The organism is Bartonella sp. W8151, from assembly GCF_016100385.1.
Classification (GTDB): domain Bacteria; phylum Pseudomonadota; class Alphaproteobacteria; order Rhizobiales; family Rhizobiaceae; genus Bartonella; species Bartonella apis.
This window is the reverse complement of sequence record NZ_JACFSO010000001.1, coordinates 299,151-321,382: the sequence shown is the minus strand read 5'-3', so window position 1 is coordinate 321,382 and position 22,232 is coordinate 299,151. Positions and strand designations below refer to the sequence as shown.

General features: G+C 45.3%; 20 protein-coding genes. 9 read left to right on the top strand and 11 right to left on the bottom strand.

Going from position 1 to position 22,232, the window contains the following annotated elements; translation table 11 throughout:
• Nucleotides 1-123: 123 nt before the first annotated feature.
• Nucleotides 124-819: a nucleotide exchange factor GrpE gene (grpE, locus tag H3V14_RS01525; RefSeq protein WP_075869529.1), complete on the top strand. Its 696-nt coding sequence runs from the start codon at nucleotides 124-126 to the stop codon at nucleotides 817-819.
• A 542-nt stretch (nucleotides 820-1,361) separates the two neighbouring features.
• Here the strand turns inward: grpE and H3V14_RS01520 are convergent.
• The 3 genes from H3V14_RS01520 to H3V14_RS01510 all read right to left on the bottom strand — a co-directional run bounded on the left by H3V14_RS01520 (nucleotide 1,362) and on the right by H3V14_RS01510 (nucleotide 5,610).
• Nucleotides 1,362-2,729, bottom strand: a complete 1,368-nt coding sequence (locus H3V14_RS01520) for a serine hydrolase (protein WP_198226167.1) — start codon at nucleotides 2,727-2,729, stop codon at nucleotides 1,362-1,364.
• A 1,181-nt stretch (nucleotides 2,730-3,910) separates the two neighbouring features.
• Nucleotides 3,911-5,026 carry a 3-dehydroquinate synthase gene (aroB, locus tag H3V14_RS01515; protein ID WP_198226166.1) on the bottom strand — a complete coding sequence of 372 codons (1,116 nt, stop codon included), beginning with the start codon at nucleotides 5,024-5,026 and terminating at the stop codon, nucleotides 3,911-3,913.
• Between the two features lie 14 nt (nucleotides 5,027-5,040).
• Nucleotides 5,041-5,610, bottom strand: coding sequence for a shikimate kinase (locus H3V14_RS01510; protein WP_246784920.1), 570 nt, complete (start codon nucleotides 5,608-5,610; stop codon nucleotides 5,041-5,043).
• Between the two features lie 134 nt (nucleotides 5,611-5,744).
• On the opposite strand from H3V14_RS01510, the gene H3V14_RS01505 reads away from it, so the two are divergent.
• The 3 genes from H3V14_RS01505 (at nucleotide 5,745) to H3V14_RS01495 (ending at nucleotide 8,167) form a co-directional block, all read left to right on the top strand.
• Nucleotides 5,745-6,170: a hypothetical protein gene (locus H3V14_RS01505; protein ID WP_198226164.1), complete on the top strand. Its 426-nt coding sequence runs from the start codon at nucleotides 5,745-5,747 to the stop codon at nucleotides 6,168-6,170.
• Nucleotides 6,167-7,105 carry a site-specific tyrosine recombinase XerD gene (locus H3V14_RS01500; RefSeq protein ID WP_198226163.1) on the top strand — a complete coding sequence of 313 codons (939 nt, stop codon included), beginning with the start codon at nucleotides 6,167-6,169 and terminating at the stop codon, nucleotides 7,103-7,105. Before H3V14_RS01505 ends, H3V14_RS01500 begins: the two co-directional genes overlap by 4 nt.
• A 99-nt stretch (nucleotides 7,106-7,204) precedes the next feature.
• Nucleotides 7,205-8,167: an acetyl-CoA carboxylase carboxyltransferase subunit alpha gene (locus H3V14_RS01495; protein ID WP_198214332.1), complete on the top strand. Its 963-nt coding sequence runs from the start codon at nucleotides 7,205-7,207 to the stop codon at nucleotides 8,165-8,167.
• A 644-nt stretch (nucleotides 8,168-8,811) separates the two neighbouring features.
• On the opposite strand, the gene H3V14_RS01490 is transcribed toward H3V14_RS01495, so the two are convergent.
• Complete coding sequence (locus H3V14_RS01490) at nucleotides 8,812-9,411, bottom strand: L,D-transpeptidase (RefSeq protein WP_198226162.1); 600 nt, start codon at nucleotides 9,409-9,411, stop codon at nucleotides 8,812-8,814.
• 73 nt (nucleotides 9,412-9,484) lie between these two features.
• Between H3V14_RS01490 and H3V14_RS01485 the strand changes: the two genes are divergently transcribed.
• Nucleotides 9,485-10,168 (top strand): response regulator transcription factor, encoded by a 684-nt coding sequence (locus tag H3V14_RS01485; protein ID WP_075869521.1) that lies wholly within the window; start codon nucleotides 9,485-9,487, stop codon nucleotides 10,166-10,168.
• Between the two features lie 111 nt (nucleotides 10,169-10,279).
• Nucleotides 10,280-10,732 (top strand): Crp/Fnr family transcriptional regulator, encoded by a 453-nt coding sequence (locus H3V14_RS01480; RefSeq protein WP_075869520.1) that lies wholly within the window; start codon nucleotides 10,280-10,282, stop codon nucleotides 10,730-10,732.
• A gap of 307 nt (nucleotides 10,733-11,039) precedes the next feature.
• On the opposite strand, the gene H3V14_RS01475 is transcribed toward H3V14_RS01480, so the two are convergent.
• On the bottom strand, nucleotides 11,040-11,804 hold the full coding sequence (locus H3V14_RS01475; protein WP_198221671.1) for a class I SAM-dependent methyltransferase: 765 nt from the start codon (nucleotides 11,802-11,804) through the stop codon (nucleotides 11,040-11,042).
• Nucleotides 11,805-11,838: 34 nt separating this feature from the next.
• Entirely contained in the window at nucleotides 11,839-12,195 is a 357-nt protein-coding gene (locus H3V14_RS01470) for a hypothetical protein (RefSeq protein WP_246713075.1), read from the bottom strand.
• A 242-nt stretch (nucleotides 12,196-12,437) separates the two neighbouring features.
• Between H3V14_RS01470 and H3V14_RS01465 the strand changes: the two genes are divergently transcribed.
• Both H3V14_RS01465 and cysK read left to right on the top strand, forming a co-directional pair.
• On the top strand, nucleotides 12,438-13,394 hold the full coding sequence (locus H3V14_RS01465) for an aldo/keto reductase (RefSeq protein ID WP_198226161.1): 957 nt from the start codon (nucleotides 12,438-12,440) through the stop codon (nucleotides 13,392-13,394).
• Between the two features lie 251 nt (nucleotides 13,395-13,645).
• Nucleotides 13,646-14,617 carry a cysteine synthase A gene (cysK, locus tag H3V14_RS01460; protein WP_198226160.1) on the top strand — a complete coding sequence of 324 codons (972 nt, stop codon included), beginning with the start codon at nucleotides 13,646-13,648 and terminating at the stop codon, nucleotides 14,615-14,617.
• Between the two features lie 324 nt (nucleotides 14,618-14,941).
• Here the strand turns inward: cysK and H3V14_RS01455 are convergent, their stop codons facing one another.
• From H3V14_RS01455 to argH, 5 genes are all read right to left on the bottom strand, one after another.
• Nucleotides 14,942-15,325: a DUF305 domain-containing protein gene (locus H3V14_RS01455; protein WP_083639752.1), complete on the bottom strand. Its 384-nt coding sequence runs from the start codon at nucleotides 15,323-15,325 to the stop codon at nucleotides 14,942-14,944.
• Between the two features lie 581 nt (nucleotides 15,326-15,906).
• Nucleotides 15,907-18,348: a TIGR02302 family protein gene (locus tag H3V14_RS01450; RefSeq protein WP_246784918.1), complete on the bottom strand. Its 2,442-nt coding sequence runs from the start codon at nucleotides 18,346-18,348 to the stop codon at nucleotides 15,907-15,909.
• A 116-nt stretch (nucleotides 18,349-18,464) separates the two neighbouring features.
• On the bottom strand, nucleotides 18,465-19,739 hold the full coding sequence (lysA, locus tag H3V14_RS01445) for a diaminopimelate decarboxylase (RefSeq protein WP_198226159.1): 1,275 nt from the start codon (nucleotides 19,737-19,739) through the stop codon (nucleotides 18,465-18,467).
• Nucleotides 19,740-19,928, bottom strand: a complete 189-nt coding sequence (locus H3V14_RS01440) for a lipoprotein (RefSeq protein WP_075869513.1) — start codon at nucleotides 19,926-19,928, stop codon at nucleotides 19,740-19,742.
• Between the two features lie 114 nt (nucleotides 19,929-20,042).
• The gene (gene argH / locus H3V14_RS01435) at nucleotides 20,043-21,443 is read right to left on the bottom strand and encodes an argininosuccinate lyase (protein ID WP_198221676.1); all 1,401 of its coding nucleotides are present in this window, start codon (nucleotides 21,441-21,443) and stop codon (nucleotides 20,043-20,045) included.
• Nucleotides 21,444-21,474: 31 nt separating this feature from the next.
• Here argH and H3V14_RS01430 point away from each other — a divergent pair, with 31 nt between their 5' ends.
• Nucleotides 21,475-22,179, top strand: a complete 705-nt coding sequence (locus tag H3V14_RS01430; protein ID WP_198226158.1) for a TlpA disulfide reductase family protein — start codon at nucleotides 21,475-21,477, stop codon at nucleotides 22,177-22,179.
• The last annotated feature ends 53 nt before the right edge of the window (nucleotides 22,180-22,232 follow it).

The following is a 22,232-nucleotide window of genomic DNA, read 5'->3' as shown; positions in this document are numbered from 1 at the left end:
TTAACGGTTAAAAGCAGGGGGCTTAAGGGTATTTGGGCCTTCCTTTTGCTGTTTGCCTCTTGATTTTTCTCGCTAAAATTTCGATATCGAATTTAACAACTATTATCGAGAAGTAGGAATCCTATGTCTGAGGAAAAAAAGAAGTCTGGTGAAAACGATATCAATAACCGCGACATAAAGAATCCGGCTGATAGAGATGCATTGAAGCGCGCAGCCGATGATTTCCTGAAACAACGGAAAGACGAAGCAAAAGCGGAAGTCGAAGATGATCAGGTTGCCGATGAAGGTGCTGATCCGGTTGCAGCTATGCAAGCCGAAAACGACGAATTGAAAGATCAGGTTTTACGCCTTGCTGCCGAAATGGAGAATTTACGCCGCCGCACAGCTCGTGATGTTGCCGATGCGAGAGCTTATTCCGTCGCCAATTTTGCACGTGATATGCTTCAGGTTTCGGATAATCTTAACCGTGCTTTGCAGGCGATCCCCGACGGTGCACGCGAGAAAGATGCCGGATTGAATGCTTTGGCAGAGGGCGTCGAAATGACAGAACGTGCCATGATGGCTGCTCTGGAGCGCAATGGCGTCAAAAAAATAGAGCCGGAAGGGCAAAAATTCGACCCGAATTTTCATCAGGCTATGTTTGAAATTCCGAATACCGATGTTCCAAGCAATACGGTTCAACAGGTTGTTCAGGCGGGTTACGTCATTGGTGACCGTGTATTACGTCCAGCAATGGTTGGTGTTTCCAAAGGTGGCCCCAAAGAAACAGCTGTTAAAAACGATTCGAATGACACTCACGATGAAAAGAAAGCCGATTAAAAGAAGGGTTTCATTCCAACCACAAATCGGATTGTCTTCTATCTTATTCGTAATATTCTATTCTTTACAGGCGGGGATTTTCTCCGCCTTTTCATTTTGATATTTTTTCAAAGAACTCTTGATCAGAAACCGGATGACATGTTCCTGTCGTTACCTATTATTGGGCTCAAAAAATCTGGCCAGCAGAGCAATACCTGATCAAACGGTAATTATTTTGATGAATAACAATCACTCAGCAAGTGGATGACATTGGTAACGAAAAACCAACGTGATTGATATCGATAGCAAGTGATAATGGTCGTCTTAAAATCCCGATATTGATTGGCGAACTGTAAATTCGGCAGAAAGCATTCTCTTTCCGGATCTTTTCGGGCTCTTATCCACATTTTGAGCACTGCCAGAATGCGTTCTTAATTTCGAAACAAGCTTCAAGGTTCGAAAATATAAAACCTCACAGCAACGACATTGAGCACGTTCTGGCTATAAACGCACGTTTTGTTCTTCAAAGCTTTTGCTTTGCTCAAAAAAGTTTGGCCACGGTTTTAGTTTGCAACAACGAAACAGGAATAAGCTTGAGCGGTTATTTTGCCACAGGCTGCGTTTGCTTCGCTTTCACTTCTGAACGAGCCAAACCGGACGCGATAAACTTGTTTACCGTCCACATTTGCCGGCTCGACATGACCGAGTGATGCCACTTTCGCATCGGTCAAAGCTTTTTTTATTGTCTTCAAAAAGCCTTCAGCTGAACTTTTATCGGGCAATGCAGCCACCTGCACAATGTAATTTGCCTGAATTTCATTTTTTAAAATTTCGGTCACAGTCTTTTTGCCATCATCGGCATAAGCCATTGTCGTCGGAGCGGTTTCCATCTTGACCGTTTTTTTAACCGGAATGGAGATTGTCGAACGCGTTTCAACTGCTGTTTTCGCTGTCTCCGCGGTGCGATTGCCACGCTGTGAAACCGAGGCTGTTACAATCTCTGCATTTTTCGTGTCGGATTGCGCAATTTTCGGCTGCGGTTGCCCGCGCCAAGCCGATTGGGCGACGTTCCATTGTGCAAAAATACGCTTTTTCGTCGTTCGACTTGCGCTATTCATATAGGCATTGGCAAGCAAAACAACGACATCATCACGCTGACGACCGGATGTGCCACCAAGCACGACAATAACCAGTTTTTTCCCGTCCTTGGCAATGCTCGTGGTAATTGTAAAACCCGCAAGCCCTGTAAATCCGGTCTTCAACCCGTCTGCGCCGTCGATTCTATCAAGTACCCTGTTATGGCCTTTATAGACCTGACCACGGTAAGTGAATTCGCGTTGACTGAAAAGGTGATAATATTGCGGAAAATGATCGCGCATGGCAATTGACATCAAGGCAATATCGCGAGCTGTCGAAACATGGCCTTGCGCAGGCAAGCCATTCGGGTTTCTGAAAGTGGTATTGCGCATACCGAGGCTTCTTGCCTTGAGTGTCATAACCCGTGCAAAATTCTCTTCGCTGCCACCAAGATACTCGGCCACAACAACAGCTGCATCATTGGCTGAAAGAACAATCATCGCATTGACTGCATCGCGTACGGAAAGTCTGGAACCGGCAGGCATACCAAGTTTCATACGCGGCCGGCTTGCGGCATGTTTGGATACCGGCATTTCCGTGTTCCAACTCAATCTGCCACTCTGGATTGCATCAAAAACGAGATAAAGAGTCATCACTTTGGTGATAGATGCAGGGGGACGAATCTCGTCGGCTCTGTTTGCAAACAGCACGTTACCGGTGTTAGCATCGACCACAATTGCCGGAAGTTCCACTGAATTCGATTTGGCCTGAACTGGTGCAAGAGCAAAAAACAGGATGCTTGCAACCGCAATAAACACCGCGATCGAAAACCGTAAAATTCTAAAAAGATGCATCAGTCTACCCTGCCTGAACCTAAGCAATATGAAACAACAAACGCAAAGAACCTAGCTCTTTATATCATGCGGCATAAGAACGTTTACGTTAAGACCCGGTCCTGTAACAACGTTAATTTTTAGTAAATAACGCCGGTGAGTCGTATTTCATAAATTTTGTTATACAGGATTCAAGATGATAATCAACCTATCGATTTTGACACTCATAGGAGATTCCATATAAACAGCATTCATTACTCTATATTTTATATTAATTTTGAATATATAATTCTTCTATATATATTTTAATTTATGGTTTTTAACCATTAAAAATTTACATATTATTTTTAAATTACTTCATCACTCATATGCGTCATTGTAACAAAACTTGAAGACACAGCAGGATAAAAGCTATCCTTTTGATCAAACGGGATGCTGCCACAACTTTATAATTGTTCGTTTTTTCGCTAATCCTGTCAGCCGATAGTTCAAGGCTTAAAAGAAGAAGCCCTCATGGGTAAATGACCTGCCGAACTTCATTTGTTGATTTATTTTTTTGAGTTTTGCATTTCCAAAAATACTTCCCCCAAAATAATCGGGTTAGTAGAAATATGAAAAACGATGCCTCAATCCTGTAAATGCAACAAACTGCAAGCTTGCTGCAAAATGGCGACGCCGTTCTTCCAAATCGGCATCAACAGCGGTCGCGGGTAAAACGAACTCCTGATCATTTTTCGGATTGACCAACGACGGGATAGAAAACAAAATTCCCGAATATAAAAGCCTCTCAATTCACAGTTGAGCAGGTTTATTAACGGCTGGAATAAACGTTTCCTTTTCGAGGAAAAACACGATGGTGTCCGCGGTGGGATTCGAACCCACGACCCCAGGATTCATACCACTTCGACTTTCATCGCCGGTCAAAAAATTTCCGACCGTTTGTGGTCTGGACTGTCCCTTCACCATTGGCAAAAACCATAAGGTGCTGCCCGTCCAGTCTCTACACCTTCCCTTTGTGAGGGCTTGGCTCGGGATTGGCAATGGCCTGAGCCATAAAGCGTTCCCCGACTTTGAGCAGATCCGCTTCAAAAGTTTCCTTGAGAGGCGCCCAATTTTATTTCAGGAATCCTGTGCTCTATCCTGCTGAGCTACGCAGACTTCATCGTAGTTGAAGCATTAAACAATATAGCCGCCACGATCAATCATTTTTCGCCAAGTTTTTGTTTAAGAAACGTCAACACTTTTTCCGGCGGCACATTTTTTGCAATGAATGACTGGCCCAATCCGCGTGTGAGAATAAAAGTCAGGCTGCCATGCTCGACTTTCTTGTCTTGCGAGATAATTTTCATCAATGTTTCGGCATCGGGTACGCCACCCGGCACATCCTGCAAAGCCACAGGAAGACCAACACTATTCAAATGGGTTTCAACACGCGTTGCAACATCGGCCGGACAAAGTCCCAGAAAGTTTGAAAACTGGTGTGCGAGAACCATGCCGATCGACACGCCCTCACCATGGACAAGCCGGTTCGAATCATAATTTGTGATTGTTTCGAGTGCATGGCCGAAAGTATGCCCCAAATTCAATAGAGCACGCTCACCTGTCTCACGTTCGTCATGAGCAACCACGTCGGCTTTGGAACGACAGGAACGGGCTATTGCCTCAACCCGTTCATGCCCGCCAAGGAAAATTTGCTTCCAGTTTTTTTCCAACCACACAAAAAAGTCGGGCTGATTGATCAATCCGTATTTGGCTACCTCGGCATAGCCGGCTCTGAATTCACGTTCGGGAAGCGTATCGAGAATTTCTGTGTCGGCAATCACCAGTTTCGGTTGATAAAACACTCCAATCAGATTTTTCCCCTGTCGGGTATCAATGCCGGTCTTTCCCCCGACCGACGAATCAACCTGTGCAAGGAGCGACGTAGGAATCTGGATAAGATTCATGCCTCGACGAACTATTCCGGCCGCAAATCCCGCGAGATCGCCAACTACACCACCGCCAAATGCAATGACAAAATCGCCACGTTCCATTCTGTTATCAAGAATGTCACTTGTCACAGCTTCCAAAGTTTCAAAACACTTCGATTTTTCGCCAGCCTTGACAACAATTGGAACCACATCAATGCCGTTATCGCGCAAACTTTGTGTCAGCATACCGAGGTGCAATGCCGCAACATTTTCATCAGTTACGACAACGACACGTTTTCCCGGAAAACGCCGTGCAATTTCTTTGCCTGCCGAAACAACCAGACCGGAGCCTATCAGAATATCATAACTGCGTTTGCCCAGTGTGACTTCGACTGTCTGATTTTGCATTTTTAAGTTGTCCTTTATTGTTGTTTTCCGGGTTTTGAAAGATAGCCGTCGACAGAACGCACAACAGAGCGTGCCACCACGTCGCGACGCGTTTTCCGGCTGCTTACCCGAATATCAGCCAAAGCATAGACCGGATAACGCTCGGCCATAAGTTTTTCCATAAAGGCACGTGGATCAGGCCTTTGCAATAACGGCCGATTCTGGCGATGGGAAACCCGCTCCATCAATACATCAAGCTCGGCGTGAAGCCAGATAGAAATGCCCCTTTCGGCAATTGCTTTACGCGTTTCCTCGTTCATATAGGCGCCACCGCCCGTGGCAAGCACCATCGGGCCGTCTTTCAACAAGCGCAAAATAACCCGTCGCTCAAGGTCACGAAAAGCCGGTTCACCATAAGATTCGAATAATTCCGGTATCGTCATACGAGCCGCTTGCTCGATCTCGTAATCTGCATCATGAAAGGGAAGTTCCAACATTGTGGCAACGCGTTTGCCGATTGTAGATTTGCCTGCCCCCATAAGACCGACAAGAACAAGTGAACGCCCGTCCAGATGCGAGATCAGACGATGCGCAGTTTTTGCCATGGGGCCATTTTTTGAAAATCTGCTTTTCATGGTTTCGTTTCGACATTTATCGCAGAATAAGTCAATCCCTGTTAATCTTTATAAGGCATGATAGTGTTTAAAACTTTTTCAATTTTGGATAATTTTCTGCTGCTATGCCGACTCTTGCCCGTTTATTGCTTGCCTTGATCGTTTTGGTTGTGCTGGTTTACAGTGCAATGGTCACACTCGTCTATCTCGTTAAACCGGTTACAACCGATATCACGATCGAAATCCAGCCGGAAAATCTGCATCTGCGTGACCGTTCTGCTACTTTGGAAAATGCGACCCCGCAACAACCGGCAAATGATGAATCAAGCGAAACAAAAACACCTGCCGATCAATCACCCGCCATGAATGACCGGAAAATTGATAAGCAAAGCAGATCAATGCCTGTAAAAAATAACCCTGATTTAAAAGAATCCGATAAATCCGGAGATGAGCGGTCAGCCGTTCGACAAGAAGACAATAAAACAAAAAGTTCTGCCACTTACTCGCCTTCAAAAACCTCACCTTCGAAAACAAAGAAGGATGACAAATGAATCTTGCGGCAACAATTGACAATTTCCTTGAAATGATGAGCGCCGAACGTGGCGCTTCAAAAAATACTCTTGAAGCCTATCGACGTGATCTCTTATGGGCGAATGAACAACTCGCCGCTTTCAAAACAAACCTGCTTGAAACAGGCAGAGATCAACTTGTTAAAATTTTGGCATCCATGCAAAATGACGGCTTTGCAGCAACTTCACAAGCAAGGCGTTTGTCGACTATACGCCAGTTTTTCCAATTCCTTTATGCAGAAGGTCTCCGTGATGACGACCCTTCGGGTAATATCGACACCCCGAAAAAACGGGCGAATTTGCCAAAGATTATCAGCGAGAAACAGGTCGATAAGCTGCTTGATCTTGCTGAAACATATGCCAAACGTGCAGATGTATCACCGGCCGAACATAAAAGAGCGATGCGTCTTCACACCATTGTTGAACTGCTTTATGCCACAGGTTTACGCATTAGCGAGCTTGTAAGTTTGTCTGCCCGTGTTGTTCGTGGCGGACCGGAATTTTTACTGGTGCGTGGCAAAGGCGCAAAAGAAAGAATAGTTCCGCTTTCCGAAAAAGCCGGACAAGCAGTCAAGGAATGGTTGGAACTGCGTGACAAAACGTCCGACAGTAATAGCCCTTATCTTTTCCCTGCCCATGCCGGCCAGGGCTATATCGCCCGCCAGCTTGTTGCGCGCGAATTGAAAGCTCTTGCTGTTGAAGCCGGAATCAGCGCCCATAACATTTCGCCGCACGTTATAAGACACGCTTTTGCCAGCCACTTGTTGCAACATGGTGCAGATTTACGCGTTGTACAACAATTGCTCGGCCATTCCGATATATCAACAACACAAATCTATACCCATGTTCTTGAAGAAAAGCTGCAAAGTCTCGTAAATGAGCATCATCCGCTTGCCGAGCGGTCTCATGCAGAGTAAAGAAAAAAGTTATGTGCTTTGTAAGAAACCGTAAAAGCTTGCAATAAACTTGAAAATAGTACGATAAAAAGCCGAAGAGTACGACAAAAGTTGGAGCCTATGTACAATTACCTTGATTTCGAAAAGCCGGTTGCCGATCTGGAAGGGCAAATCTTCGAACTGAAAAAAATTGCCCAGGAAAAGGGCAGTGTTGACATGGGCGACGAAATCCCGCGTCTGGAAGAGCGCGCACAAACAGCCTTGCGCGATCTTTATAAAAAACTGACACCTTGGCAAAAAGCCCAGGTTGCACGCCATCCTGACAGGCCACATTTCCTTGATTATTCAGCCGAACTTTTTACCGACGTGACACCGCTAGCCGGTGACCGCAAATATGGCGAAGATGAAGCAATCCAGGCAGGCTTTGCCCGTTTTAACGGTCAGGCAATTGCCTATCTCGGTCAGGAAAAGGGTTACGACACCCAATCGCGCTTGCGCTATAATTTCGGTTCGGCCCGTCCCGAGGGATACCGCAAGGCCGTACGTATTATGGAATTGGCCGACCGCTTTTCGCTTCCCCTTATCACGCTTGTCGATACTGCCGGTGCCTATCCCGGGGTAAGTGCTGAAGAACGTGGGCAAGCCGAAGCCATTGCCCAGTCAACGGCAGAAACCTTGCGACTGAAAGTACCGGTTGTCTCGGTCATTATCGGCGAAGGTGGTTCGGGTGGCGCTATAGCCATTGCTGCTGCCAATAAGGTTTATATGCTTGAACACGCCATTTATTCGGTTATTTCTCCCGAAGGAGCCGCCTCGATTTTGTGGCGCGATGCTACCCGCGCAAAAGATGCCGCAACGGCTATGCATATTACTGCACAGGATCTTTATAAGCTGAAGATCATTGACGGTATTATTCCCGAACCGCTCGGTGGCGCCCATCGCAATAAAAAAGAAGCGATTGATGCAACCGGCCAAGTGATCGAAGCGGCCTTAAAAGGTATGGCCGGAAAAGATGGTGATACCTTGAAAAGAGAACGCTGGGATAAATATCTCGAAATCGGGCGTTCACTTTCGCAAAAATAGCGATCAGAAATTTGTAAACTTTGCTCTATTAATGGCGATAGAAAAACAAACATTGCGATCATTGCAATGATGTTCACGTAAAAATCTATGTTTCACGTGAAAACATGGATTTTTATATTTTCATTTTCCAATATTCGAAACCCTGTTTCCATAAGCTCGGAAAAGCCGACCGATAATTTTGAAATTTTGGCGATGAATATTCACTGCTATCCATCTTCATCGTCTGTCCGCGTTTAAAAGCCTCAAACTCCGAACCGCTTGCGATTTTGACGGGTCATGTCCGATAGATAAATAAAAATCTGATGGAACCTTTTCAAACGGGAAAAAGTCTTAGCCCTACTCAACTCACCACAATCTTCAGATAATCATGCCAAATTTGTAAGCCCAAGAATATTTCTCGACACCCGCCAATTCATTAGGACAACAAACAGAATGACAAAACGGAAATCATATTTGTTGTTTTTAAAGAGAGATGTAGCTTTTGCCAAAAGGTGCGTTTTCGTCCCATGGAATTAACGAGGCGAGAGGCGAAAGAAAGTCACAGCCTTTTGTTATTCCTTTTCAGATTCGAGATTGGAATTTGGTGATTTTCCTTAATAAATCACGCAATTTTCTCGCCGACCCATTTTTATTGAATTGTTTTTTTATCGAGTGATAAGTGCGGGTTGAGATCTTGTAATAGACCCTAGGGTTATCAATTTGGTTCCGCGTGAAATAAAGGGTAAAATACGTTCCATTGTACGTCTGGAAATGGCAATACAGCCTTCAGTCGGCGAAAAATCCGGATGTGCAAGATGAAAAAAAATAGCACTGCCGCAGTTTTGAATTCTGCGACGGATATTCCAATCCGGTATCAATACGATGTCGTAAAGGCCATCACGGCGACACAGCCTTTCAGCACTATTTTTGTAAGGTAGTCTCACCGGACGATTATAATTTGTGTCCCATAACTGATCACACCAACCATCAGATGGTTTAACATGGTGGAGCTTCAGCAAATGATGTGGTAAGTTAGGAAAGTTATTTTTTTTAAACCCTCCGAGAATCGGCATGACAGCAATGGGTGTTGAACCGTCTCCTTCCCTTTTTCGGGGGGTCAAACCGTTTCTACCCAACGCGCAGGGGAAACGATATTGACCGATTGCCAATATCCCTTGTGTTGTGACACCGCATTTCTTGCGCACAAAAATAAACGGAACAATTTTTGGTGTTTTTAACGGATTTCTGATTAAAGGCACTTGCATGATGTTCAGTTTTTCGTGATTGTGACTGCAATTATTACATAACGCTTGATAGCGTTTTTTATAAGGACAGAAAATGACCGATCGCACCCTTTTGATTGTAGATGATGACGAGGATCTGCGCTCTATTCTGGTAGAGCAACTACAAATGCACGAAGAATTCAACGTTCTTCAGGAAAGTACGGCTGCAAAAGGTCTTGAAACCGCAAGAAACGGGAATGTCGACCTTATTATTATGGATATCGGTCTGCCTGATCTTGACGGGCGCGAAGCTGTAAAGAAATTGCGTCAGGAAGGGTTTCGCGCACCTATTATTATGCTCACAGGCCATGATACCGATTCGGATACAATTCTCGGTCTTGAAGCCGGCGCCAACGATTACGTAACGAAGCCGTTCCGATTTGCTGTTCTTCTTGCCCGTATTCGTGCCCAATTGCGTCAACACGAGCAAAGTGAAGATGCAACGTTCCAGGTAGGGCCTTACACTTTCAAACCCGGGCAGAAATTGCTGATTGATGATAAAGGAAGCAAAATCCGCCTGACCGAGAAAGAAGCGGCTATTATAAAATTTCTATATCGCGCAGGCGATAGTGTTGTCAGCCGTGATACGCTTCTGGAAGAAGTGTGGGGCTATAACTCGGGTGTAACAACGCACACGCTTGAAACCCATGTTTATCGCCTCCGCCAAAAAATTGAAAAAGATCCTGCCAATGCGCAGATATTGATAACTGATAGTGGCGGATATAGATTGAATCCTTGAGTTTTAAGCGAATCCGGATCGACCTGATTTGCGAAAACCGATGCGGATGAAACCTTAAAAAATGAATTGTCCTTTCGGATAAGGACAGTTCGATAAAACAGGGAGTTTTCGTTGGCTATAACCGACGACATTGCTTTGCTGAAGAAATTCGATTTTTTCAGTAAGATGACGACAGAACAGCTGCGTTTGTTGATTTTTGGTGCCGAGCGCAAGGAATTTGCGGCTGGTGAAATAATCTTCAAAGAAGGAGATCCCGCTGAAAGCGCTTATGTAGTGCTATCTGGAACTGTCAATCTCTACCGGCAAAATCATCCCGACCAGCCGATTGATATCGTCAATAAAAATGCACTTCTCAACGAGCTGGCTTTAATTACCGAAGTCAGTCGTCCATTTACAGCCATTGTTCAAACCCATTCGACTGCATTGAAAATCGATCGGTCTGTCTTTTTGCGTTTGATAAACGAGTTTCCTGAAATAACACAGAATATTTATGACTATGTAAGCGAACGTATTCGTGAACTTGCAAGCAATATCAATCATTTGCAAGATGTACAGCAGGATTGAAGCGGTTTTTTCAATACCCCTTGGCGCCTCGAAATCGATAGAATTATGAATCCGCTGAAAGCAGTTTCTCAAAGAGATTGATTGTGCAGTGAAGTTTTAACACGTCTTCCTTGGCACATTCCTCGGCATGGTCGAAATACCGATCGGTAAACAAACCTCATAACCAAAATTTTTAATAAAATACCCGCCGTTTACAGGGAAAATAGCAAAGGCGCGACTTTCAAAACTTGGCTGCTACCAAGCCAGAACTTGCACCATTAAAGTTTCGATACCCGATTGGCACTGTTTTCCTTGAACGATTGACGTTTCAATGCTGGTTGTTCCTGACTATATCCGCAGGTTGAAACGATTTACGATTGGTGATTTGTGGAGATAATGCCGGTATAAACACACGACGGGATTGGCGACGATGTATCAGCAACCCTTGGAACAGGCGTTTTTGTGCTTCGCAAATAATAATGCCGCCAAAATAAGGGAAAAAGTTGCGCGCCAAAGGTTCATAGATTGCAGAAAAACCGCGTGCCAGTGCGCTACCGGATGGTGAAAAATAGAGTGCCTCACCGATATTGACCACGCTGAAATTGGTTTCATGCAATAATTGTAATAATTGTTGGCGACTATAAGGTTGGCCACTGCCAAAAGGCGTGTGGTCGTTGCGCGCCCAAAGACCGCGGCGATTGGGTATGACGATGAGAATCCGGCCATTCGGTGCCAGAACACGCCACATCTCGCTCAACATTTCACGCGCGTTTTCAGCAAATTCCAGAGAATGGATAAGAATAATCCTGTCAACTGCCGAATCCGGTAATGGCAAATCCTCTTCAAATACCAATGCTGTGGCAACTTTGTCTGCCGAAGGCCATACGCAGGCCCCCTGATGGGCCGGCATGAAAGCAAAGCATCGTTCAGCGCGGCCGCGTAAATATTCCAGATAGGGGGTTACATAGCCAAGCCCCAATACACGTTCGCCCGCAACATCAATAGTCTTGAAGTTGAGCTTGTTTGTAATGGTTGAAAAAACTTTTTCACCAAGTGGTGTTTGATAGAAGGATCTGAATGTCAGTATATCCAAATAAGGTCCTTACTCCGCTTATCGTATGGTCCACCTATTGTAACGCGACAGGTGCTGCGACAGATGACTGTTGCTGAACCGGCTGGTTTTGAACTTGAGGCTGCGACGGCTGTGCCTGCTGCACATTTCTGTCCCAGCAACCAAGATTTTTCCCACGCAGATTATGCGCATCAATGTCAACGAGAGCACGCTGGTCGTCTTTCATCATATAGTAACGCGTTCTGGTTTTCACATTGATTTTTTGCCAACCGGCACATTCTGTCGGTAACTCGACTTTTTGTGTGGTAATTTTTTCCGTCCATGCTGTCGCCTGGGTTGCACATCCCGTAAGCATCAGGAAACATGGCAGAAATAATGTTTTGGCTGATATAAAACGATTCAAACTGCCCATGAATTTTCATCCGATCATTCGATGTTCACGTCATTCTCCGGAAAATGACAATAACAAACTCTGCCCCGATAACAAAAACAAATCGTTAATTTAAGGTTAAAATCTGACAAAAGCATGAAAACATCAAAACCCCGTGAAACGCTTTTCAGCAACTCACAAACGTGACAACTCTTAAGAAACGAGTTTTCGCAAACGTACCGTCTACGTTTCGATATAACAGACAACCATTGAAAGGACGTCTCATGAAACATCGCGCTTTAGGAAATACAGGTTTCAACATCGTGCCACTCGTCTTTGGCGGCAACGTCTTCGGTTGGACACTCAATGAGAAACAGTCTTTTACCATGCTTGATGCAATTGCCGAAAGCGGACTTAATGCCATTGATACAGCCGACGCCTATTCGACATGGGTTGAAGGAAATAAGGGGGGTGAGTCCGAAACCATTATCGGCAACTGGTTGAAACAAAATCCGTCAAAGCGGGATAAATTCTATATTTTTACCAAAGTTGGTTCGGATATGGGGGAAGCAGGGCACAAAGGTCTTTCTGCCCGCTGGATTGAACAGGCGGTTGAAGATTCTCTTCGCCGTTTACACGTCGATTTTATAGATCTTTATCAATCGCACTGGTTTGACCCCGAAACCCCTTTTGAAGAAACACTGGAAGCCTATAGCAAATTGTTGAAAGCGGGAAAAATCCGCGCCATCGGTTGTTCCAATATAACGGCAGAACAGCTCGAACAAGCAATGACAGCGGCAAAGAATAACAATCTTCCAAGCTATCAGACTTTGCAACCCGAATATAACCTTTATGACCGGCAGTCCTTTGAAGGACCACTTGCCGATACAGCGCAGAAATACGGTATGGGCGTTATAACCTATTACAGTCTGGCATCCGGTTTTCTTTCAGGAAAATATCGCTCGAAAGAAGACCTTGCGGGGCATAAGCGTGGTTCGCGTGTAGAAAAATATATGAACCCTCGCGGAATGCGGATTTTGGAAGCCCTTGATACAATTAGTGAAAAGCATAACGTGACACAGGCTGAAATTGCCCTTGCATGGCTTATAGCTAAACCGGCTGTTACTGCCCCTATTGCCAGTGCGACAAAGATTGACCAACTTTATAGCCTCGTCAAAGCGACCATGATTAATCTGAGCAAGAACGATATCGATACGCTCGATCAGGCAAGCAGTTATTAGAATTATCACTTCAACAGCTGGAGAGAAGAGGAATGTTCATTAAAAAATGGACGACGCCCTTCTTTCCGACTTTATAAATTATTCCATAATCATCATTATTATTAGAATGTTTTTTTAATTTCTGCCTATGAATGACATAATTTAGCTATATCATTCTATGATTTGGCTCTATCCTGATAATAAGCAAGCGGGAGCGCGAAAAAACCGTTCTGCTTGAAAAATTTCACGACAATCATTCAGGGAGACCGGTCATGGCGGATAAACATTCAGGGAAAAAAGGACGTGGCATCGTTTATAATTCTGTATTGGAGACGATCGGAAACACGCCACTTGTCCGCATCGACCATTTTGCCAAAAATAAAGGCGTAAAAGCCAACCTTTTGGCAAAACTTGAATTTTTCAATCCATTGGCAAGTGTCAAAGATCGTATCGGACTTGCTATGATCGAGGCACTTGAAAAACAGGGAAAAGCCCATCCCGGTAAAACTGTTCTAATCGAACCGACATCCGGCAATACCGGTATTGCACTTGCTTTTGTTGCAGCTGCCAAAAGTTACAAGCTGATTTTGACAATGCCGGAAACCATGTCAATCGAGCGACGCAAATTGTTGAAGTTTCTTGGTGCCGAACTGGTATTGACGGAAGGTGCTAAGGGAATGAAAGGTGCCATTGCCAAAGCCGAAGAGCTGGCTGCCGGAAATCCGGACGCTATTATTCCCCAACAGTTTGAAAATCCGGCGAATCCGGAAATCCACCGCCAGACAACAGCTGAAGAAATCTGGAATGATACTGATGGTAATGTCGACTTTCTGGTTGCCGGTTTTGGTACGGGCGGCACTATTACCGGAATTGGTGAAGTGATAAAAAAACGTAACCCCGATTTTAAAATCGTTGCGGTAGAGCCGAAAGATTCGCCGGTTTTATCGGGTGGACAACCCGGTCCACACAAAATTCAAGGTATCGGAGCGGGTTTCATACCGAAAATACTCAATACAAAAATCATCGACGAGATTGTAACTGTTTCAAATGACGATGCATTCAAGAATTCGCGGGATCTTGCCCATCTGGAAGGAATTCCGGTTGGCATTTCTGCCGGCGCTGCATTGACAGCCGCTGTCGAGGTTGGCAAGCGTCCGGAAAACAAAGGGAAAAACATCGTCATTATCATTCCCGATTTTGCTGAAAGATATTTGTCTACCCAGCTCTTTGAAGGCCTTGATTGAGCTCGCCCCGAAACAGAAAGTGAAGCGTTCAAGTTTAAGCTTATTGGTAACGATCGGCCGGATAAAAATAATCCGGGCGAGATGTTACGACAGAATGGAAATGTTGGATTGGTTGTTTGCACTTTTCCCGAGCCAAAGGTGATGTGCATCAGCCGTTCAAAAAATGGTCCAATAAAAAATGAACAATGGCAATCCCCATCGAAGTTAGCCTGAACAAGTCGGACTTTTTCCGAAATCGTTACCGAAACCGGTTATTACTGGAGAAGCGACGTATTAAATGCGTCAAACAATATCCTTCTCCAGCTATAACCACGTTCGGATAAGTTATTGCTTATCATTGACCTTAAGCCAATCCTGCATTTGGCTTATTTCTTTCTGTTGGGCCGCAATAATCGTTTCAGCAAGCTTGCGTGCCTCCGGATCTTTTCCGTATTTCAATTCAACTTCTGCCATATCGACGGCACCCTGATGATGGGCAAGCATCATTTTAATAAAATCGACGTCTGCATTGCCGCTCATTTTGATAGACATGTTTTTCATCATGGATTCATTGACTTTATCCAAAGCTGATGAAGATGCTGATAAAGCTTGCGAGGCAGTCGAGGCTGCAGTTTTTGCCATATCTGTCACGTGACTGTTTTCACTTTGAGCTGCTGCATAGCAAATTGAAGCACAAGAAATACATAAGGCCACTACCAATTTCTTCATATTAAAAATCCTCTTGGTTAATTAAATTCTGTCTTTAAACATAGTTTAGTTTAACAGATGGGCAAGCTGGATTGCCGATGAAAATATAAAACAACGTTCTGAACGACCTTCATCACAAAAAGCAGGTGAAGACCGGAAATGTAATGGAATCATTAAATTTTGCGGAATAAATATTTTAATCATGAAAAAACAAGAATTTCTAAAATTCAATGAATTGATTGGTCTCGTCACGTCTTGAACAAAAATTCCGACGTTTATGAATAAGGCTGAATTTTTATTGGATTCGATGCCCGAAAATATTTTTTCGAGTTTTAAAAATAAAATATTTCCGCTTAATTTGTTGGCTAACCGTTTCGCCAACTTTCCGGTTTTTGCGATATATAGTTGCCCGGTTTAAAAATTATTTTGAATATGCGCAAAGCGTTAGATTGTCTGCGATCCGCATCAGAGGCGAAAACGCATTGCTCTCAAAGAAATTCTGGCCCCCAAGAAACCGCCTGAATTAGCGATAATTGAAACAATTGCAAAACGCCTGACCGCATGGCCTCTCTCTGTCAGAGGAGCCGGCATCAAGAGGTTCGTCAATCAAACTTCAACAAACGTTCAAGATAATCTTTTTCACTTTCAGGCAATGCGGATTGCCCCAATTTTTTCCGGATTTCATCAAGAATGCGACGGGCACGCTGCATATCGCTTTCTTGAGGAATTCCGTTCTTTTCCGACTGATGTCCTGCCGATCCCAGTTTACGCCCGAGAGGATCTTTTGCAGCTGCGTCGCCATTTTCGTCTTTTTCGCCATTTTTCTTCATGGCCTGCTGCATTTCCTGCATCAGTTCCCCCGCCCCATTGCGCATCGCATCCAAAGCTTGCGACTGTTGATCGGCAGAGCCACCCGCATCCCCCTGCTGAAGCGACTGGCCCGATTTATTCATTTTATTTTCGGCATCTTTCAATCCGTCACCGGATTTCAAGCCTTTATCGGATAAGTCTTTGCCGAATTTTTTCAATTCCTGCTCAAGATCATCTTGCCGTTTTTTTAATCCATCAAGGTCTTTGCGGTATTCTTCGGGTGTTTTTTCCCCGCGCTCACGCTCATCTTCAAGTTTATGGGTATCATTTAAAGTCTCTTGTTGCCTGCGCATCAAGTCGCCAAGCTTATCAAGCTGCTTTTGCATCTCCTCCATCTGGTTTCCGGCTTCTCCCGAACCGCCGTTCCCGCGATTGACCTGAAGATTATCCATGAGCTGTTCAAGTTCGTTTAAAAGCTGTTCAGCCGCACTGTGGTTTCCCAACTTGGCCATATCCTCAAGCTGTTCGAGTTTTCGGGCAAGTTCATCCGGTGAGAGATTTTGTGCCTTTTCAGAAGGCTTTTGGCCAAGGCCATCGTTTTGTTGCTGTTCGGCAAGTGCGGCAATATAATCATTCATTGCCTGACGCAAGGCGTCAGTCAGACGTTCGATTTCCTCAGGAGAAGCGCCATTTCTTAAAGCATCCCGCAGAGCTGCCGCGGCTGCCTTCAAGTTCTTTTCTGCCTGATTGACGTTGTCTCCCTCGATACCGATTGCTGTTTGCCACATAAAATCGGCAACATTTTTCAAATCTTCATCGGTTTCTGCCAGATGAAGTCGGGTCCAGATGCTACGCAATGCCAGATAATGGGAAAAATTGTTAATCGTATCTTCCGGCCTCAAAGTGAGAGCTGACAACATATCAAGTACATGATCGCGAGAAAGCGTATTAAGTGCCAATATCCGGCGTTGTTCAACCACTGCACGGGCAAGCGGATTGCCGAAATTTCTTTGCGGCAATGTCATCGTACGCGTTTCGCTTCTTCCCTGATGACCGGCGCCATCTTCTGCAACGAGTGTTAACCGCACTTCCGAACCTGCCCATGGATGGGTGCTGACATCCTGCACGGTGCGCGCATCACCTTTGCCGCCGCGCGGAATCATCAATTTGATTTCCGGTGCATCATAAAGTGGGTGACCGGTTTCCTTGATAGCGGATGTAGGCGATATTTCCACGTAAGCTTTCTCTACCCCGTAATCATCATCAAGCGCATAATCGAGTTCCAGCGAACCATTGAGAATACGTCCTGGCTCCTTGGTAAGCCTGATAGTAGGCGCATGATCGGCAACAACATCAAAATGCCAGTTCTTTTCATAGTGGCGGGTTCTTAATGTCATATCTCCCGATGAAGAAAGAGTGGTCTCGAACGTCTTGCTATTGCTTCTGTGTGTTCCTTCGTCGAGAGCGCCGATATTTACCGTTTTTCGGGTTTGATTATCGCGCAATTTCAGTGTTGCATCTCCGCCATCAACCAAACGGATAGTGACTTTGCTTCCTTCCGGAACTTTGGCGTTCGAAAGATTGCCTTCTGTCAGATAGATAGGCGCTTCGCGGGTATAAGGCGGCGGTGTTACCCATGCGTCCATTCGCATTTTCGACAAATTGACAGGTTGGGAAAAATCAAAAAGATCGGCAATCCTTCCGCCGGATGCACCGGAAGAATAGGCAAACGCTGTTACCGTAAAAAGCACCACCAGCGCCCGCAATGCCAAGGGATCAATCCGCGTAATCCCTGTTTCCGGTGCGCCTGTTTTCAGATTGTGAAGGGCACTTGCCATACGGCGCTGATGTTCGGCCCAAAGAGCTTTGACAAAAGCATTGTTGTCATCATTGACCGGCGCATCATAAAGCGTTTCGAGAGGCTGGTTTTTCAGGCCACTTGCCTGTTCAATCCGGTGGTCGATGTCCTTTCGGGAAGGAAAATGAAAACCGGAAATGAAAAACAGCGAACCGATTGCTATAAAAAGCAGTGCCCAAAGCACAATCACATGCGGCCAATAGGAAAGGTAATTGAAAACACCAAACCATGTGAGCGACAACAAAATCAACAACACAAGAACGCATGTAATGATACGTGGCCACACGCGTTCAAATGTCAGAACACACCAGGCAACAGCTCTTGCTTTGGCAAGTGCCGCCAGCCGAAACCGGAAAGTGCGCTCATCGTTCAGCAAGGTTCAAGTTCTTCCATTCGCATCGATTCGATTTATCATTGCAATAAAACAGCAAAGACAAAACCCTTTGCCAAAAATGTCTCGCCGATTTTAGCTGAAAACCGGCGAGCCTTATATCAAGAATTTTCTACCCATTCGGGCACCCGATCAAGCCCGATCATTTTCTCATACGAAATACGCGGGCGAACGATATCAAAACGCTTGTCACACACCAAAACTTCAGGAACCAAAAGACGTGTATTATAGGTGCTTGCCATAACTGCACCATAAGCTCCTGCACTGCAGACAGCCAGCAAATCACCGGCTTTTGGCGAGGGAAGAAAGCGACCCAACCCCATGTAATCGCCCGTTTCGCAAACCGGACCAACAATATCGGCCTTCATTGGCACATCATTCTGCCTTGGCTCTTTTACCGGTACAATGTCGTGCCAGGCATCGTATAAAGTCGGGCGGATCAGATCGTTCATTGCCGCATCCACAATAACGAAATTTCTTCCTGCCCCATGTTTTATATAGATGACAGAGGTTACCAGAATACCGGCATTGCCGACGATATTACGCCCTGGCTCCATAATGATCTGGACATTGAGTGAAGCAAAATGTTTTTTGACAATATCTGCATATTCGGCCGGCGAAGGCGGGGGCATATTATCCTTGCGATAGACAATGCCAAGTCCACCACCGACATCGACATGACGGATATCATGCCCCTCATCCCGCAGAACGTGGACAAAATCGGCAACGAGTGAAAAAGCATCGTCAAAAGGCTGCAACTCGCAAATCTGGCTACCGATATGGACGTCAACTCCATGGACATCGAGACCCGGGAGTTTTGCTGCCCGTTCATAAACCTCACGTGCGACCGCAATAGGAACACCGAACTTGTTTTCCGACTTTCCGGTGGCAATTTTCTGATGTGTCTTGGCGTCGACATTGGGATTGATGCGCAAGGAAACACGTGCTTTTTTCCCTATTGCAACAGCGCGTGCGGATAACTGTTGTAATTCGGGTTCTGATTCGGCATTGAAACAGTGGATATCATGACCAAGGGCAAAATCGATTTCTTCAACGGTTTTCCCGACACCGGAATAAACTATCTTGTCAGCAGGAATACCCGCCTTGAGTGCGCGACGCAGTTCCCCGCCCGACACGACGTCACTACCTGCTCCTTTTTTTGCAAGCAAGCTCAAAACCGCTTGATTGGAATTGGCTTTCAGCGCAAAGGCAACAAGCGCATTGGTGTCGGCAAACGCATGGCGATACTGTTCAAACTGTTGCTGAATGGCTGTAGCCGAATAGCAATAAAAAGGCGTTGCCAATTTTCTTGCTATATCGGCAATCGCTACATCTTCTGCATGTAGGAGGCCGTTACGATATTGGAATGGCTGCAATTAATGCCTCTGTTTAATCAAGCGATCGAGGATAAACGGCTTATCGACCTTGGGTTTTTGAACCATGTTACCGTTTGCATCTTCAACCATTGTGGATGGCGGCGGTTCAAGCGGACCTTTGCGCCCGCAACCGGCCAAGGCCACGCCACAGATTGTGACAATCATTAAACCGGCCAGAGTTTTTTTCATGATCGCGTCTCTTTCCAAAAAGCTTGTCCCATTTAAAAATAGCAAGCGTTACGCTCTTTCCGAACTATTTTAAACCTATTCCCATTCAATCTATTCTTTGTGTAGCGTTCAAATTCAGGCTTTGGCAAGGCGTTTTTTCCAATAGTCGATTTGGCGACGCACTTCTTGCGGAGCAGTACCACCATAACTTTTGCGACTTTGAACAGACTTTTCAACGCTTAGGACATCAAAAACGTCTTCCGTGATATCCGGATAAACAGTTTTCAAATCTTTCAAAGTCAGATCGGAAAGATTACATTTTTTCTTTTCAGCCAAAGCCACTGCGTGACCGGTGATATGGTGGGCTTCACGAAATGGCAGACCCAATTTTCTAACAAGCCAGTCAGCAAGATCGGTTGCAGTCGAATAACCGGAACCGGCAGCTTTTTTCATAACGTCGCGATTGACCTCAAGATCGCCAATCATACCTGCCATTGCTGCGAGCGATAATTCGAGCGACTGGGCAGCATCAAAAACCTGCTCTTTGTCTTCCTGCATATCTTTTGAATAGGCAAGCGGCAAACCTTTCATAATGGTCAATAAAGCAATCAGCGATCCGTTGATCCGTCCGGTCTTTGCACGAACAAGTTCAGCCGCATCCGGATTTTTCTTTTGCGGCATAATAGATGAACCGGTCGAAAAAGAATCAGGTAAATGGATAAAGTTGAATTGTGCCGTTGACCAGATAACAATCTCTTCGGCAAGGCGTGAAAGATGGATTGCGCAAATGGCTGTTGCACTTAAAAATTCCAACGCGAAATCACGATCGGACACACTGTCGATCGAATTTCTTGTCGGCTCCCTGAAACCCAAAGCCTTTGCTGTCATGAAACGATCGGTGGGAAAGCTTGTACCGGCAAGGGCCGCTGCCCCCAAAGGCGATTCGTTCATCCTTTCGCGTGCATCATGCATACGCGACAAATCGCGACCGAACATTTCGACATAGGCCATTAAATGGTGACCAAGAGTAATCGGCTGGGCAACCTGCAAATGCGTAAAGCCCGGCATAAGTGTTTCGACTTCCTGATCGGCGCGATCGAGCAATGTTTCAATCAGATGTCTGATAGACTGTATTGTCTTGTCGGTTTCTTCCCTGACCCAGAGCCGAAAATCCAAAGCGACCTGATCGTTTCTCGAGCGGGCAGTATGGAGTCTGCCTGCGGCCGGACCAATCAGTTCGGCAAGGCGGGCTTCAATATTCATATGGATATCTTCAAGCTTGCGCGAAAAGACAAATTTGCCGCTCTCGATTTCGGCAAGAATGGTTTTCAAGCCTTTTTCGATCTCGTCATAATCCGCCGCCGATATAATGCCTTGCGCAGCCAACATAGCGGCGTGTGCCGACGAACCTTTAATATCTTCTTTATAAAGTTTTTTATCAAAGCCGATCGAAGCGTTGATCTCTTCCATAATGGCTGCCGGACCCGAGGCAAAACGGCCGCCCCACATCTGGTTGCTTGATCCATTGTTCTTCATATATGTTAGCCCCCATCGAAAGGACGAAAAAATGGTTGCAAGAATTCTCGAAAAAGCAAAATCTTCCGGTAAAATCCGGAAAATAATTGCCACAACTACACTTGGTGTACTGAGCATATACGCGATAATGATGGGGTCTGACAACCAAGTTTACTCTTTTCCTTCGCTGATTTCTGTTGCCCATGCCGAAGCGGCGTCTTCCTGCACCGTCAAACCTGAAAAAATTGACAAGCTCAAACAAGCGGCAAACGGTTTTTTCAAGAATATGCGTTTTGCAGACGAACCTTATGATGCAGCCAAACTCAACTTCAAGGATGAAGCGGGCAAAGATCATACATTGGCAGAATTTTCCGGCAAAACCCTGCTTGTCAACCTGTGGGCAAGCTGGTGTGTACCCTGCCGCAGTGAAATGCCGGAACTTGCCAATCTTAAACGTTCCCTCGGCAATGACGCATTCGATGTCATGGCTATCAACATTGATAAAACAGCTACCGACAAAAAAGTGAAAGACTTTTTGAAAAGCATCAAAGCCGACAATATCGTTTTCTATCGCGACCAATCCATGGATGTTTTTAACGAAGTGCGCAAACAGGGGCTCGCTATGGGACTTCCCATCACCATGTTGATTGATAAAAATGGATGTTTGCTCGCTTCCTATAACGGTTCGGCACCATGGAGCAATGCCGATTCGGAAAAACTGATGAAAGCTGCAATGGAAGTCGATAAAAAAGACTGATCATCCGCTTTCTATTCTCGACAATACTTAAAAAATAATCAGGATATGAAGTT